The following is a 15,121-nucleotide window of genomic DNA, read 5'->3' as shown; positions in this document are numbered from 1 at the left end:
CGGTCTAGAGCCCCCCGTAACGGCGAGCCCGTCGCTGATACTCGCGGATCGCTTCGTGGAAATGATCTTCGGTGAATTCCGGCCAGTGTACGTCGGTAAACCAGAATTCGCTGTAAGCAAGCTGCCAGAGCATGAAGTTGCTCAGCCGCAGCTCGCCGCTCGTCCGGATGAGGAGATCCGGATCCGGCAGATCGCTGCTGAGCAGCCCCGCGCCGAAGTCGGCCTCCGAGATCGCGTCGGGATCGAGCTCGCCTTTGGCCGCTTGACGGGCCAGCTTCCGCGCCGATTCGACCATCTCCATCCGGCTCCCGTAATTCAGCGCGAAGTTCAGCACAAGTCCGGTATTGTCCGCCGTTCTGCGCACGGCTTCTTCGACGGCGGACAGCGTGAAGTCCGGCAGCAGGTCCTTCACGCCCATCATGCGAACCTGCACGTTGTTCCGGATCAACTCGTCGAGCTCGAGCGACAGGAACTCCTGCGGCAGCTTCATGATGAACTCGATCTCCGCTTTGGGCCGCTTCCAGTTCTCCGTAGAAAAGGCATATAAAGTCAAATAGCGCACACCGAGGCGGTCTGCGGCTTTTGTGATCCGTTTGACGGTTTTCATTCCGTTGTGATGACCGGCGACGCGCGGAAGGCCGCGGGCTTTGGCCCAGCGTCCGTTCCCGTCCATAATGATCGCCACGTGCCGCGGCACGTTGTCCGACGATAAGTCATTTCCTTCGCGTGAAGATTCGGAAGCGGCCGCCATGGTCGTCATCCCGTCCTGCTGCTTCTTCCGGAACCACCCGTTAAAGAAACGGTTCATCATGGCCTGTTCCTCCTGATCCAGAACAATAAACGAACCCCACCTTGCGGAGGGGCCCTGTCGTAAGGCATTACACTTCCATGATTTCTTTTTCTTTGGCGGCGAGAATCTTGTCCACTTCCGCGACGTAGCGGTCGGTCGTCTTCTGGACGTCGTCCTGATGACGGCGCGACTCGTCTTCGGAGATTTCGCCCTTTTCTTTTTTCTTGATGTCGTCGTTGGCGTCGCGGCGAATGTTGCGGATCGCGACCTTCGCTTCCTCGCCGTACTTCTTCGTCGACTTGACGAGATCGGCGCGGCGCTCTTCGGTGAGCGGCGGGATGTTCAGACGGATGATCGTGCCGTCGTTCGCCGGCGTCAGGCCGACGTCGGACTTCAGGATCGCCTTCTCGATCGCGGCCAGCGCGGATTTATCCCACGGCTGGATGATCAGCGTGCGGGAGTCCGGCGTGTTGATCGTGCCCAGCTGGTTGACGGGCGTCAGCGCGCCGTAATACTCCGCTTGAACGCGATCGAGCATGGCCGGGGACGCGCGTCCCGCGCGCAGCGACGCCAGCTCGCGCTTCAGCGCGCCCAGCGCTTTTTCCATCCGTTCTTCTGCGTTCTTCTTAATCGCTTGAGGCATTGTTAATCCACGCTCCCCTTGACGATGGTGCCGATCTTCTCGCCCATCACGGCCCGTTTGATGTTGCCCTTCTCGGTAATCGCGAAGACGAGAAGCGGAATGTTGTTATCCATGCAGAGCGACGATGCGGTGGAGTCCATGACGCCCAGGTTTTTGTTGAGCACATCCATATAAGTAAGCTGTTCGTATTTCTCGGCGTTGGCGTCCTTGAACGGATCGGCGCTGTAGACGCCGTCCACTTTGTTCTTCGCCATCAGGATGACTTCCGCTTCGATCTCGGCGGCCCGAAGCGCGGCGGTCGTATCCGTCGAGAAGAACGGATTGCCCGTGCCGGCCGCGAAGATGACGACGCGTCCCTTCTCCAGGTGGCGGATCGCGCGGCGGCGAATGTACGGCTCCGCGATCTGCTGCATCGCGATCGAGGTCTGTACGCGCGTCGGCACGTCGATCTGCTCGAGCGCGTCCTGCAGCGCCAAGGAGTTCATGACCGTCGCGAGCATGCCCATATAGTCGGCGGTCGCGCGGTCGATCCCTTTCTGGCTGCCGGCGATGCCGCGCCAGATGTTGCCTCCGCCGCAGACGATCGCGACTTCGACTCCGAGCTCCACGACTTCTTTTACTTGATCGGCGATCGACAGGATGGTCGACGCATCGATGCCGTACCCGTTCGAACCGGATAGCGACTCTCCGCTGACCTTCAACACCACGCGTTTGTAGACGGGACGATTCAACTTTAGTACCTCCACCATATCTTCTTTTCGCAAGTAAACCGGCTTTGCCGTCTTTCCGGGCGACAACGCGTTTTTATCGGCGGCTACGCAGAAATGAATTCACGTGAAACTTATACATTCTGTATAACCAAGTCAATCCGGCATCGCCGTCTCCCCGGAAGCGGCGATGCGTTGAAAAAAAGGGAACACCGCGTGTTCCCTGCACGTTGAAATTATGCTTTGACTTGCGCCATAACTTCTTCTACGAAGTTGTCTTGCTTCTTCTCGAGGCCTTCGCCCAGTTCGAAACGCACGAAACGGCGGATGGAGATTTGCTCGCCGATCGTCGCGATCTTCTCGTTCAGCAGCGTTTGGATCGTCTTGTCCGGATCCTTGACGAACGATTGCTCGAGCAGCACGTTTTCTTCATAGTATTTGTTCAGGCGGCCTTCGACCATCTTGTCGACGATCTTCTCGGGCTTGCCTTCGTTGAGCGCTTGGTTGCGGAGGATTTCGCGTTCTTTGTCCAGCTCGTCTTGCTGAACTTCTTCGCGGCGGATGAATTTCGGGCTGGCTGCCGCGATGTGCATCGCCAGGTCGCGCACGAATTCCTTGAATTGATCGGTCATGGCGACGAAGTCGGTCTCGCAGTTGACTTCAACGAGAACGCCGATGCGGCCCGCGCCGTGAATGTAGGATTCTACGCGGCCTTCCGTAGCGACGCGATCGCCTTTCTTCGCGGCTGCGGCCAGGCCTTTCTCGCGGAGAAGTTCCGCGGCTTTGGTCAGATCGCCGCCTGCTTCCTCCAGCGCTTTTTTGCAATCCAGCATGCCTGCTCCCGTTCTCTCGCGGAGCGATTTTACGTCTGCTGCGTTAACTGCCACTGAGATACCCTCCTGATCTTCCGCGCGCCGCTGGCGGGCGGATCCCATATGTTCTTGTTTTCAAAAAAAGGGCGGTGAGAAGGTTCTCTTCTGACCACCCTTAATCTAGCTAAGCGAACGTGCGTTGACGGATCAATTAAGCGGTCGTTTCTTCGCCTTGGCGGGATTCGACGATCGCGTCGGCCATCTTCGACGTCAAGAGCTTCACGGCGCGGATCGCGTCGTCGTTGCCCGGGATGACGTAGTCGATCTCGTCCGGATCGCAGTTCGTGTCTACGATGCCGACGATCGGGATGCCCAGCTTGCGCGCTTCGGCAACCGCGATGCGCTCTTTGCGCGGATCGATGATGAACAGCGCGTCAGGCAGTCTGCGCATGTGCTTGATGCCGCCGAGGAATTTCTCGAGACGCTCTTTCTCTTTGCGGAGAAGGATGACTTCTTTCTTCGGAAGCACTTCGAACGTGCCGTCTTGCTCCCATTTGTCCAGCTGGTGCAGACGGTCGGTCCGCTTCTGGATCGTGGAGAAGTTGGTCAGCGTGCCGCCGAGCCAACGTTGATTGATGTAGAATTGGCCGCTGCGCTCCGCTTCTTCTTTCACGGAGTCTTGCGCTTGCTTCTTCGTGCCGACGAACAGCATCGTGCCGCCTTGCTCGCCGAGCTGGCGGACGAAGTTGTAGGCTTCGTCGACTTTCTTGACCGTCTTTTGCAGGTCGATAATGTAAATGCCGTTACGCTCGGTAAAGATGTACTTGTCCATCTTCGGGTTCCAACGACGGGTTTGATGACCGAAGTGTACCCCAGCTTCGAGAAGCTGCTTCATGGAAATAACTGCCATCTTCACTGCACCTCCTGAGTGGTTTTAAATGTAGGTGAATCTCCTCCGCCGGTTCGCGCTTTTCGCCAGAACTCCCCGCGGGAAGCACCGCTGGCGAAATTGAACGGCGTGCGTTTTTTCACACCGGGTAATAATATAACACACGCTGTCGGATGTTGCAAGACTGCCTGCGAATGGAAGATCGCCGTCCTTCGCGCCGCCCGCACGGCCCTTCCCCTCGTCCGCCGGACCTGCTCCGCAGGGCGCATTTTTCGTCGAATTGTGTTACAATCCCATGACGACCCGCAACTTTTCGGCCCCCCGCTCGTTCAATGTACGTCAACGTATTCTGACGTCCGGTCTATCGACGCGATCGACGACAAACAAGAGAGGTGTAAGTAGAAACGCAAAATGAGAAATTCAGCAGCGCAAGCCGTATACCCCGACACTTACCCGGAGACGCCTCCTAGGAAAAGAACCAAGAGCGCTCTGCTCTTCTACGCCGTCCTCTGGATGGTGCTAGTCGCAGCCGGCGTCCTGGGCGCCAAGGCCTATTCCGATCATATTCAGCGCCAGGTCGCCGCGGATCTCGAACGGCAGACGGCCAGCCAGATCGCAGCCATGCAGCAGGATTACGACGGCCGTATCGACAAGCTCGAGACCGGCTACAAGGCATCGCTCGCTCAGATGGAGAGCAAGATCGAAGCGTTAAACGAATTGCTGACCTTCACGAAGGACAACGCGGACACGAAGACGGACAACAGCAACAAGCTGTACACGCAGTTGGCCGAAGTGAAGAAGCAGCTCGCCGAATTGAAGAAAAGCTTGGACGTGCTCAAATGAGCGCGATCGCCGCGCGTCCCCTGAACCGGACGCTGCTGCTCGCCTGCACGCCCTTTCTCGGGATGCTCGTCTGGCTGTTCGTCGCGAATATTAGCGTTCAGCTCTCGGAGCGCGCGTATCCGCAGCCCGCCGCGCAGACGTCGCCCGATCCAGGCGCCGCGGCCGGTCCGGCGCTGGAAGGCCTGGATCAAGCGAAGGCGATCGCCCAAGGCACGGGTCAATCGATCAAGAAGCAATTATCCCTCTACCAGAAGACCAACGCCGATATGGCCCAGATCGCATCCATCGCTTCGACCCAAGCTTCTCGCCCCTATCAGATCTACGACCGGCGGATTACCCGCAAGCTCGGCAGCCCGGCCGCCACGATCCAGTCGGACAAGCTGGAGGCTCAGCTGTTCTACTTGGGCACGCAGAACTTTCAGAGCTATGCCCTGAAGATCAAGCTCAAGCAGAAGGACGCCATGAAGCTGGTGCTTGGGAACGACAAGGAAGGCAGCGCGGAGACGACGCTGTCCGCCGTGAACCGCTACAAGGCCGCCATCGGCGTCAACGCCGGGGGCTTCGCGGACGGAGGCGGCAAGCGCTATCCGCTCAGCACGACGGTCGTGGGCGGCAAGTACATAGGCGGCTTCCAGCCGACGGAGAAGGACCTGTTCTTCGTCGGGCTGAACGGCAGCAACAAGCTGATCGGCGGCAAGTTCTCGAGCCAATCCCAGCTGGACGCGCTCGGGCCGAAGTTCGGCGCCTCCTTCGTGCCAATCCTGCTGAAGAACGGCCAACGGACCGTCATCCCCGACAAATGGAAGACAAGCCCGAAGCGCGCGCCGCGTACGGTGATCGCGAACTACAAGGACGATCAGCTCCTATTCCTCATCGCCAACGGCTATAACGAGAACGGCAGTTCCGGCGCCACCCTCGAAGAGATGCAGATTCTGCTTCAGCGCTACGGGGCGCTGGACGGCTATAATCTCGACGGCGGCGGGTCCACCTCGCTCGTCTTCAACGGACGGGTGATCAATAGCCCGTCCGACGGCACGCTTCGCAAGCTGCCGACGCACTTCCTGTTCTTCCGATAGCGAATGCGCATCAAAAAAGACCGCNNGCGGTCTTTTTTGATGCGCATGGGCTTAGGGCCATGATCGCTCCCGAAGCGGAGACATCGAATCGTACATCCGCATTCGCGCCCCAGCGGCAGCTCCGATGGGGACGATTATCCAGTCGTATCCAGCACAGTTTGGCTGATCGACCGGGCTCTTGATCTCCGGCGGGACGTTGGCGGCTCGGTCTTCATCGGCGACGGCGCTCGGCACGGCATTCATTGACCGGCGCGTTCGTCTCGGAATTCCACCGCAGAAGCGTTCCTCACCGTGTCCGCGCACAAAAAGTTGTATTCGTACCGCTTATTACGTCTCCGTTGGCTGTAAAGGGGCAATCGCTTGCAAACGTACAACTTTTTCCGCAGGAAATCGGAAAACAAGCTGAAAACGGCTGTGTTAGTTGTACGTTTACAACCTTTGTTCCTTTTCAAGCGCATTCCAAGGAAATAAGTTGTACATTTACAACTTCAAGGCCCCACGCTCCGCTGCTATTCGATCCTTTGCTTGCTTGCCTGGTGTGATCGTCGACATAGCTGGCGGTCCGCGAGGGTCATGAGCGTCATGCTGGGAGCCGAACGTCCCCCTCGATCCCCAGGACGCAAAAAACCCGCAGGCATCAATGCTTCCTGCGGGTAATCTCGGCGATAATGTCGTCGAAAGTCGGCTGTCCGGTGAATTTGCTGAGTCCCACCTGCAGCGCTTTGGCGTACGGTTTGGCTTTCTTGAGAAACGCCGCTTTGTCGTCGATCAAATCCAAATCGGCCAGATTCGAAGCGACCCTCGTCAGATCGTCATTGTAGGCGATATAGAGACCCGTGATGCCGCTCTCGCTCTTCGACGGACTACTTTCGGGCGATGCGGCCGACGTCGCTGAAGGCGAAGCCTCCGGCTTAGCCGCTCCAGCGTCAGCCGCGGGTTTGGCTGCAGCCGCCTCCGCGGCGGCCTTCTCCGCCGCTTTCTTAACAGCCTCGTCCAGCTGCGCCTGACTGTAAGTGTCTCCGCCGATCTTCAAGAGCGAATACCCGAGGCCTTCCGCGTCCTTCTTCACCGTCTCGAGGCTTAACGGGTCGCGCGATTCCAGACCGTCTTGCTGCTTTTGCGCGGCCGTCATCAGCTGCAGCATCGCCGCGCCGAGCATAAGCCCGATGCCGAGGCCGACGAGCAAGCTACGGTTTTTACGCATGCCGCTCCTCCTCCCGGCGGGCCAGCTGCAGAATCAACTGCACTTCGCCTTTATTCATGTTCATCGCCTTGGCGATCTGCTCGACGGAGCGGCCGCGGTCGTGCAGCCCCAGCAGCTCGGCATAACGGCCGCGTATGCTCGTCGGCGCTTCCGCCGCCGGCGCGCGAAGCTCCGCCTCGGCGGGAAGCACGGGCTCCGCCAGGCGGTGCGCCGCGGTCGCTGCCGGACCCGACGGCGCCGCATCCTCTCGCGTATCCGCAACGTCGCGATGCGACCCCGTCTCTCGCGTACCCGACGCGTCCCGATGGGATGCCGACTCTCGCGCCGAAGCGGCTTCCCGCAGCGACACCTCATCCCGAATTTCCGCTGCCGCCCGTGCCGCCGCAGCCGCCCGGACCTCAACAGCGTCGACTGCCGCCTGATCGGCCAGCGTAGACATCGCCTTCTCCAGTTCCTGTATGCGCCGGCCGAGTCTGGCGACCGTCTCGTCTTGCTCCTGCTTGAAGTTCGCGACGGCGTCCACCAGCTCGCGGTTCTCCGTCTCGAGTTCGCCCAGCAGCCGGTCGTACGCCTCTTCGTCCGCGACGGCCGTCTCTTGCTGCGGCTTGGCCCGCGGGAGCAGCCAGCCGTATCCGGCGATCGCCGCCCCCGCCACCACGATGGTCAACCAAGGTGCCATTGCTCGCTTGCCCCTTTCCTTTGCGGCCTACAACGTCAAGTCGATATGCCGCCCCTTGAACGGGTGCTCGGTGCCGTTCACCTGCGGCTTGGCCTCGTCATCGCCGCCGTCCTCGCGCGCGGACGGCGCCTTCGGACGGCGCTGGCCTTCCTTCGGCTCCCGCTCCGAGATGTTCCTGCCCGCGGCGCCTTCCGTCTTCGTCTTCTGCTGCGCTTGCCGTTCGGCGCGCTTCATCGCTTGCTCGCCGAGGGCGGCTTGCTCCAGAGCCGGCCGCTGCTGCTGCTGTTGATGCAGCTGCGTCAGTTCGACCGAGCGCGGGATGGATGTCTGCAGATCCAGCGGTTTGAAGCTCACGGGCCATGCACCCTTTCCGTGTCGCACGCGTTCGCCCGAACGATCGGATGCGATCGCATGCTTGTTAATTGTAAGGAACCATGATGATCTCTCCGTCCGAATAACGGAAGGAGACCCGCATCGCGCTATCCTTCACGAAGCGGGTGTATCTGCCGATGACGATCTTCGTTCCGCCGTATATCGTGTGTACCGCGTCGACGCGGGAGGCGTTCGTATCCTCCAGCGTTTTCTCGATGTCCAGGATTTGTTCCTTGGCCGCCTGGAGCTCTTCCGCCGTCTGACGGCGAGTCGACGTCAGCTTGATCCGCATCGCCAGCCGGTCCGCCGACAGCTGTCCCACCGCCGCCAGCTGATTCAGCATGGCGAGCGCCTTCTCCGACTTGTCCAGGCTCTCCGTGAGCACGCGGATGTTGGTGCGCAGATCGACGAGCTCTTGGCGCAGCTCGGGACGTACGCCGACCTCGATGGCCGTAGCCGTCGACATGGCGTTCCCGATCGTCCGGGCGGCCACGCGCTCGCCGGCCTGGAGCACGCCGCCTACGATCAAGCCTTTGGCGCCCGCGCAGACGACGTGCCGGCCCGCCCGGACGTTCGAATGCATGATGCTCTGCGAGACGATCACGTCTTGGGAAGCGCTGACGTTGCCTTCTTGAATGAAGGAGCATTTGACGTTGCAGCCGGCTTTGACCAGTCCTTTGTTGCTGCCGATAATGCCGCCGGAGATCTCGATCGAGCCGTCCGACTCCACGTCCGCCCCTTCGATGCCGCCCGTCACCCTGATGTCGCCCGACGCCCGAATGCGGAATCCCGTCAAGACGTTCCCGCGGATGACGACCGTGCCGACGAAGTCGATGTTGCCGATGTTGTAATCGACGTCCCCGTTCACCTCGAACACCGGGAAGACGTTCAGCTTGTCCTTGTCCGTGCGGGTGACGAGCCCGTCCATCGCCGCGTACATGGCCGTCTTCTCCGGATTGACGACGACGTTCTTGCCCACCTTGAAGTTCGCTTCCTTCCCGTCCTTGGCGGGAATCTCCTCGCCCGTCACCGCGAGGCCCGGAACGCCGGGCTGCGGCGGGACGCGCGAAGCGATCAGCTGGCCCGTCTTCACGTTGGCGAGCTGCGACACCTCGCGGTAATCGACGCTGCCGTCGTCGCGTTCGGCGGGGCGCTTCTCCTTGCCGGCTTCTTCGAACAGCACCTTGACGTAGCCGTCCTGGCCGGGCGTGGGCGCCGTGCCGAGCGCGACCACGTTCTGCGTGAAGTAGAAGTCCTGCGGGCGCTGGGCGATCATCAACAGCGTATCCTGCTGCAGACCGTGCTTAATGCCGTAGCCGGACAAGATCGTCTCCAAATCGCGCATAGTTAGCTTGATGACGCCCTCTACCCGTTTGAAGATTAAAATGGCTTTTAACTTGTCTTCGGTTACCGTGACTTCCATCATCTGATCCCATGCAAGCTCCTGATCGCCGGACATCGATTTCCCCTCCGATCCAGTTTCACTTCTGCAGCAGTTGGTCTTTCTGTTTGGTTAAGGCGGCGCGCAGCCGCAGGATGGCTTTGGAATGCAGCTGCGAGATGCGCGAAGGCGACAGCGACATCACTTCGGCGATCTCGCTTAGCGACAGATCCTCGTAATAGAAAAGCGAGACGACCGTTCGCTCCTTCGCGGTCAGCTTCTCGATCCCCTGCGCGAGCGAGTCCTTCAAGTACGTCTCGTGCACCTTGAACTCGGGATTGAGCGCCTTCTCGTCCACGAGCAGCGAGAGCCGCGTCTCCGACTCTTCCTCGCGGATCGGCTCCTCGAGCGAGCAGATCGTCGCGACCGCCACCTCTTGAAGCATCTGCTGAAAATCTTTGTTCGATATATTCAAATAGTCGCATATTTCTTCGTCCGTCGCGGAGCGGAGATGCCGCTGCTCGAGGACCGCGTATGCGTCCTCCATTTTTTTCGCTTTGTCGCGCACCGAACGCGGGACCCAGTCCCCCTGGCGCAGCCCGTCGATGATCGAGCCGCGAATCCGCCACGAGGCATAGGTTTCGAATTGCAGTCCGCGCTGGTAATCGAATTTCTCGATCGCGTCGATGAGGCCCATCGAGCCGTTGCTGACCAGATCGTCCTTGGAGACGTTCTTGGGCAGCCCGACGGCCATCCGGCTCGATACGTAATCCACTAATGGCAAATAATGCTCGATCAGCTGCTTCTTCGCGTCCGAATCCCCATCTTCTTTCCAACGGCGCCAGACATCATGGTGGGATAACCGGGAACGGGATTGATCGATCATCACTGCTTCACCTTCCTTATTCGTCCGTCAGGCGCCGAATCGCCTGTACCACTTCTTCGGGTTCGGGATGATCGAGAGACACGAGCTTGGGCGGCGTCAGCGGCTGAAACCCGGCGACGGGCTCTCCGCCTGCGCCCGTCCATTGCTGCTTCATCAGATCCGATAACGATTCGTCGTCGCCGGGCGTCGTCATGTCGAGGACGGCGCCGCGCGCTTCGTCCGCGATCGGCTGCGGCGGTCCGGGCAGATGCGCCGGCCGCAGCAGTTGGGTCAGCGCGAACCGCGCGAGCATGCTGAGCAGGCCGAACGCGACGAAGGCGTACAGCGCCCGCATCGCCGTCGTGCCGAGCGGGTTGTGGCCAAGAGAGAACAAGAACGTCAGGATCGCCCCGAAGCAGGCGAATCCGGCCGTCCATCGCCAAGAACCGATCATCTTAAATCTCCTTTACTCCGTTCTGGACGCTGCGAATCGTCAGGACTCCGCTAAGGCTGTCGAACTCGATCGTGCGGCCGTAATTGCCGCCCGTATCCTCCGCGACGACCGGGATCGACCACTTGGCGAGCGCCGCGTGCGAGGACTCCACGTTGCGCGGGCCGATGCGCATGCTATCGCTGCCGCCCGCGAAGGCGAACATCTGGGCGCCGCCGGCCATCTTGGCGACGAGCCGGGACAGATCCGCGCCGGCGTCCTTCATGCGCACGAGCAGCTCGGGAATCGCAGTGTCCGCATACTTGGCTACGTTCAGTTGGCCCTCGCGCGCGATCTCGGAGCTCGGCAGCATGATATGCGCCATGCCCGCGATCCGACGTCCCGCGTCGTACAGCGTAAGGCCGACGCAGGAGCCCAGCCCGGTCGTTCGGAGGGAAGCGCCGGCTGCGGCGACGTTCAAGTCGGCCATGCCGACTTTGACGATAACGGCTTCATTCATTCGACCGGCACTCCCAACGCGCGGAACATCCGCTCGAAAGACTCCGGGTCCGGGATGAAGAAGAAGTGGCCTTCCGCTTCGTGCTTGCCTTCCAGGAACGTGGTATCGATCAGAAGGGCATCGTCTCCCATCGTTCCGAATTGCAGCAGGCCGTAAGTGAGAATGGCGCCGGCCATGTCCACGGCGATGGACGGGACGGTGGGAGACAGCGGCAAGCCGGTCAAGTCCGCGAGCGACGACAGGTACGACCCCGCCAGAATGTTGCCGATCTCGGACAAAGCGGACAGCTCCATCTCGGTATACGCGTCGCCTTCGGTCGCGTCGAACGCGAGCAAGCCCTGCAGCAGGCCGCGCGCCTGTTCCCGGCTCATGAGGAAGAAGATGTTGCCCGGCGCCTCTCCCTCCACCCGGAGGAAGACGGCGACGACGACTTCTTCCGGACCGCCGACGCGGCCCGAGATCTCCTCGAAGGGAATGAAGCTGACCGTCGGGACCGCCATGTCGACGGGCTTGTCCAACAGCCGGGAGAGCGCGGTCGCCGCGTGCCCCGCGCCGATATTGCCGACCTCCCGCAGGACGTCCATCTTGAATTCGGTGTCGTGGCTGAAGAGGTTCACGGATCAGGCCCCGAATTGTTCCAGCTGGATAATCTCCGAGCGGTTCAACACTTCCGACAGGTTCAGGAGAATGAGCAGGCGGTCTTCGCCGAACTTCGCCACGCCGCTGAGATACTTCGCCTTGATGCCGCCGACGACTTCGGGCGGATTCTCCACCGCGTCGCTCGTCAGATCGATGACGTCGTTGGCCGAATCGACGATGAAGCCGACTTCCAGCTCGTTCGCGGCCACGATGATGATGCGCGAATTCTCGGTCGCTTCCGCTTCCGCCAGCCCGAACCGGCTGCGCAAGTCGATGACCGGCACGACGATGCCCCGCAGGTTGATGACGCCCTTGACGAACGCCGGCGTCTTCGGCACCCGGGTGATCGGGGCCATCCGCTCGATCGTGCGCACCTTGTCCACTTCGATGCCGTACTCTTCGTGCGCGAGCGTAAACACGATTACCTTGAACTCCTCTGCCATGGGTAGCTCCTCCTCGAAATGGTCCTGTTTTATTTGATCAATGCGTTCGGATCGACGATCAGAGCCACTTGCCCGTCGCCGAGAATGGTGGCGCCGGAGATGACGTCGAGGTTGGTCAAGTATTTGCCCAGCGTCTTGAGCACGATCTCGCTCTGGCCGATCAGTTCGTCGACCAGCACGGCCGCCAGCTTCTCGCCCTTGCGGATTACCAGCATCTCCGTCTCTTGCTCGTCCTCGTCCCGGTAATCCGGCGATTCGAGCAGCTGCGCCAGCGAGACGACCGGAATAATGGACTTGCGGTACTCGATCATCCGGTTGCCGTGCACGTCCCGGAAGTCGGCGCGCTTCGCGATCGCCGTCTCCACGATGGACGACAGCGGGAACGCGTACTTCTCCGATCCCAGCTTGACGAGCATCGCCGAGATGATCGAGAGCGTCAGCGGCAGCTGGATCGAGAACTTCGTGCCGGCGCCCGGATTCGAGGTGACCGACACTTGGCCGCCGAGCGATTCGATCTTCGAGCGGACGACGTCCAATCCGACGCCGCGGCCGGAGATATCGGAGATCTTGTCCGCGGTGCTGAAGCCGGCGGCGAACAGCAGCATGTTGATCTGGTCGTCGCTCAGCTTCTTCGCTTCTTCCGCCGTGACGACGCCGCGATTGACGGCGATCTCCAGCACCTTCGGCCGGTTGATGCCGCGGCCGTCGTCTTCGATCTCGATGAAGACGTGATTGCCGCTATGGAAGGCGCGAAGATTCACCGTGCCGGTCTCGCGTTTGCCGGTGCCGATGCGGTCCTGGATCGGCTCGACGCCGTGGTCGACCGAGTTGCGGATCAAGTGGACCAGCGGATCGCCGATCTCGTCGATGACGGTGCGGTCGAGCTCCGTCTCCGCGCCGGTAATGATGAGATCGACCTTCTTGCCCAGCGACTTCGCCAGATCGCGGACCATGCGCGGAAACCGGTTAAAGACGCTGTCGACCGGCACCATGCGCAGCTTTAGCACGATGTTCTGCAGATCGCTGCTGACGCGGGCCATATGCTCCACCGTCTCGGTCAGGTCGTTGCGGCGAACTTCCGAAGCGAGCTGCTCCAGACGCACCCGGTCGATCAGCAGCTCGCTGAACAAATTCATCAGCGAGTCGAGGCGCTCGATGTCGACCCGGATCGTTCGCGGCGCGGCGTTGCCGGCGGAAGCGGACGCCGACGGGCGGGCCGCGGCTTCCGGCGCGGCGGATGGAGCCTCAGGCGCCGCGGGCGCGGCCGGTGCGGCAGGCGCCGCTGCGGCCGCTACTTCCTGCCTGGCCTGGGCCGCGGCTTCATTCGAGGCTTCGCGGGATTGATCGAGCTCGGCGAGCGACGCCAGATCGACCGGGGTTACCGTGACCGACTCCAGCTCCGAGACGCGGTTCAGCGTCTCTTCGAGCTGCGCCTGGTCGATGCGGGAGATATAGTAGACGGAGAAGCTGCGGTCGAACTGCTCCTGCTCGATCTCTTGGACCGACGGGTGCGACTTCACGACCTCGCCGTTGCGTTCCAGCGCGTCGAACACCATATAGGCGCGAACGGCCTTCAGCAGGCAGTCGCTGCGAATGGCGACCTCGATGTGGAACACCGGATTGCCGCTCTCCACGGATTGCTGGAGTACGGACAATTGGTATTGATCGAGCAGCATATGGACGGCGACGAGCGCCAGCTCGGACGTCTCCGCCGCCGTTGCCGGCGCGGCCGCGGCCGGCTCGCCGCTCACGATTCCCTTCAACTGCGCGACGAGCCCCGCGACGTCTCCGCGGCCGGTGCCGCCTTCGATGACGTCCTTGACCATCGCTTCGAGCGCGTCCAAGCATTTGAACAGCGTATCGAAGATGCCGCCGTTCATCTTCAGCTTGTCGTTGCGCACCAGATCGAGCACGTTCTCCATCTCGTGCGTGAGCGACGCCAGGTCTTCGAATCCCATCGATGCGGACATGCCCTTAAGCGTGTGCGCAGACCGGAAGATGACCTGAACGATGCTGATGTCTTCGGGATGCTGTTCGAGCTTGAGCATGTTCTCGTTCAGCGCTTGCAGATGCTCATTGGCTTCGTCGATAAAGATGGACAAGTACTGATTCATTTCCACTGGCCGACACCTCCTGAATGGTCATCCGCGCGAACCCCGTCCGGGTTCCGCCGGCTTACCTCTTGCACGAGCAGCGAAGCGATATGCTGCAGCTCCGCCACTTGCGTGGCCGCTCCGATCTCGATGGCCGATCGGGGCATGCCGTACACGACACAGGTCTCTTCCGCTTCCGCGATGGTCGCGGCCGCGCCGTCTTCGCGCAGCGCCTTCATGCCTTTGGCGCCGTCGCTCCCCATGCCCGTCATGATGACGGCATGCCGCCGAAGCTCGCGGAAGCCGAGCAGCGACTCGAACAGCCGGTCCACCGAAGGCCGATGGCCGCTGACCGGCGCATCCTCGGAGAGCGCGATGCGATACGTCCCTGACGCGTCTCTCGTTAGCGTCATGTGCAGGCCGCCTGGCGCGAGATACGCTTCGCCCGCGCGGACCGTCTCGCCGTCCCGGGCTTCGCGGACCGGGATCTTCGCGAACGAGGCGAGCCGCTGCGCGAGCGAATGGGTGAACTTCGGCGGCATATGCTGCACGATCAGGACCGGCGCCGGGAAGTCGGCCGGCAGATTCGTGATCACCTCGTGCAGGGCGCGCGGCCCGCCTGTCGAAGTCCCGATCGCCACGAGATCGTTGAACGCGGTCGGCCGCTCGGGCGCGGCGCGTTCCCCGTCCGCTGGCTTCGGGATCGCCGTCCGGGGCGGCCGCGGCGCCTGGGCC

Annotated in this window: 18 protein-coding genes; 2 read left to right on the top strand and 16 right to left on the bottom strand. The window is 61.4% G+C overall.

The features are described 5' to 3' along the window. Positions 1-4 precede the first annotated feature (4 nt). From uppS to rpsB, 5 genes are all read right to left on the bottom strand, one after another. Positions 5-760, bottom strand: coding sequence for an undecaprenyl pyrophosphate synthase (uppS, locus tag H7C19_RS33285; protein ID WP_376775475.1), 756 nt, complete (start codon positions 758-760; stop codon positions 5-7). A gap of 118 nt (positions 761-878) precedes the next feature. Further along, positions 879-1,433 carry a ribosome recycling factor gene (gene frr, locus H7C19_RS33280; RefSeq protein WP_185673397.1) on the bottom strand — a complete coding sequence of 185 codons (555 nt, stop codon included), beginning with the start codon at positions 1,431-1,433 and terminating at the stop codon, positions 879-881. 2 nt (positions 1,434-1,435) lie between these two features. Beyond that, positions 1,436-2,164, bottom strand: coding sequence for a UMP kinase (pyrH, locus tag H7C19_RS33275; protein ID WP_185673396.1), 729 nt, complete (start codon positions 2,162-2,164; stop codon positions 1,436-1,438). Positions 2,165-2,376: 212 nt separating this feature from the next. Next, entirely contained in the window at positions 2,377-3,027 is a 651-nt protein-coding gene (gene tsf / locus H7C19_RS33270; RefSeq protein ID WP_185673395.1) for a translation elongation factor Ts, read from the bottom strand. A 136-nt stretch (positions 3,028-3,163) separates the two neighbouring features. After that, on the bottom strand, positions 3,164-3,862 hold the full coding sequence (gene rpsB / locus H7C19_RS33265) for a 30S ribosomal protein S2 (RefSeq protein WP_185673394.1): 699 nt from the start codon (positions 3,860-3,862) through the stop codon (positions 3,164-3,166). A gap of 390 nt (positions 3,863-4,252) precedes the next feature. Here rpsB and H7C19_RS33260 point away from each other — a divergent pair, with 390 nt between their 5' ends. After that, positions 4,253-4,684 (top strand): hypothetical protein, encoded by a 432-nt coding sequence (locus tag H7C19_RS33260; protein WP_185673393.1) that lies wholly within the window; start codon positions 4,253-4,255, stop codon positions 4,682-4,684. Further along, positions 4,681-5,760 carry a phosphodiester glycosidase family protein gene (locus tag H7C19_RS33255; protein WP_185673392.1) on the top strand — a complete coding sequence of 360 codons (1,080 nt, stop codon included), beginning with the start codon at positions 4,681-4,683 and terminating at the stop codon, positions 5,758-5,760. Before H7C19_RS33260 ends, H7C19_RS33255 begins: the two co-directional genes overlap by 4 nt. A 637-nt stretch (positions 5,761-6,397) precedes the next feature. Here the strand turns inward: H7C19_RS33255 and H7C19_RS33250 are convergent. From H7C19_RS33250 to H7C19_RS33200, 11 genes are all read right to left on the bottom strand, one after another. Continuing rightward, entirely contained in the window at positions 6,398-6,964 is a 567-nt protein-coding gene (locus H7C19_RS33250; protein ID WP_185673391.1) for a hypothetical protein, read from the bottom strand. Continuing rightward, the gene (locus H7C19_RS33245) at positions 6,957-7,643 is read right to left on the bottom strand and encodes a hypothetical protein (protein WP_185673390.1); all 687 of its coding nucleotides are present in this window, start codon (positions 7,641-7,643) and stop codon (positions 6,957-6,959) included. The genes H7C19_RS33250 and H7C19_RS33245 overlap by 8 nt, the downstream gene beginning before the upstream one ends. A gap of 27 nt (positions 7,644-7,670) precedes the next feature. Continuing rightward, positions 7,671-7,997, bottom strand: coding sequence for a hypothetical protein (locus H7C19_RS33240; RefSeq protein ID WP_185673389.1), 327 nt, complete (start codon positions 7,995-7,997; stop codon positions 7,671-7,673). Between the two features lie 64 nt (positions 7,998-8,061). Continuing rightward, a complete protein-coding gene (locus H7C19_RS33235) occupies positions 8,062-9,474 on the bottom strand; it encodes a flagellar assembly protein A (protein ID WP_185673388.1) in 1,413 nt (470 codons plus the stop codon). A gap of 22 nt (positions 9,475-9,496) precedes the next feature. Then, positions 9,497-10,282, bottom strand: coding sequence for a FliA/WhiG family RNA polymerase sigma factor (locus H7C19_RS33230; protein WP_185673409.1), 786 nt, complete (start codon positions 10,280-10,282; stop codon positions 9,497-9,499). 16 nt (positions 10,283-10,298) lie between these two features. Next, positions 10,299-10,715: a hypothetical protein gene (locus tag H7C19_RS33225; RefSeq protein WP_185673387.1), complete on the bottom strand. Its 417-nt coding sequence runs from the start codon at positions 10,713-10,715 to the stop codon at positions 10,299-10,301. Position 10,716: 1 nt separating this feature from the next. Continuing rightward, complete coding sequence (locus H7C19_RS33220) at positions 10,717-11,211, bottom strand: chemotaxis protein CheD (RefSeq protein ID WP_185673386.1); 495 nt, start codon at positions 11,209-11,211, stop codon at positions 10,717-10,719. After that, positions 11,208-11,795, bottom strand: a complete 588-nt coding sequence (locus H7C19_RS33215) for a chemotaxis protein CheC (RefSeq protein WP_221469610.1) — start codon at positions 11,793-11,795, stop codon at positions 11,208-11,210. Before H7C19_RS33215 ends, H7C19_RS33220 begins: the two co-directional genes overlap by 4 nt. Before the next feature lie 36 nt (positions 11,796-11,831). Further along, positions 11,832-12,293, bottom strand: coding sequence for a chemotaxis protein CheW (locus tag H7C19_RS33210; protein ID WP_185673384.1), 462 nt, complete (start codon positions 12,291-12,293; stop codon positions 11,832-11,834). Between the two features lie 29 nt (positions 12,294-12,322). Then, positions 12,323-14,413 carry a chemotaxis protein CheA gene (locus H7C19_RS33205; protein ID WP_185673383.1) on the bottom strand — a complete coding sequence of 697 codons (2,091 nt, stop codon included), beginning with the start codon at positions 14,411-14,413 and terminating at the stop codon, positions 12,323-12,325. After that, positions 14,404-15,121: CheB methylesterase domain-containing protein (locus tag H7C19_RS33200; protein ID WP_185673382.1), on the bottom strand; the 718-nt coding region annotated here is incomplete at its 5' end. The genes H7C19_RS33205 and H7C19_RS33200, both read right to left, overlap by 10 nt.

This window comes from Cohnella nanjingensis, from assembly GCF_014212125.1.
GTDB lineage: Bacteria > Bacillota > Bacilli > Paenibacillales > Paenibacillaceae > Cohnella > Cohnella nanjingensis.
Note: the sequence above shows the minus strand (reverse complement) of the source record. Positions and strands in the feature narration are given on the sequence as shown.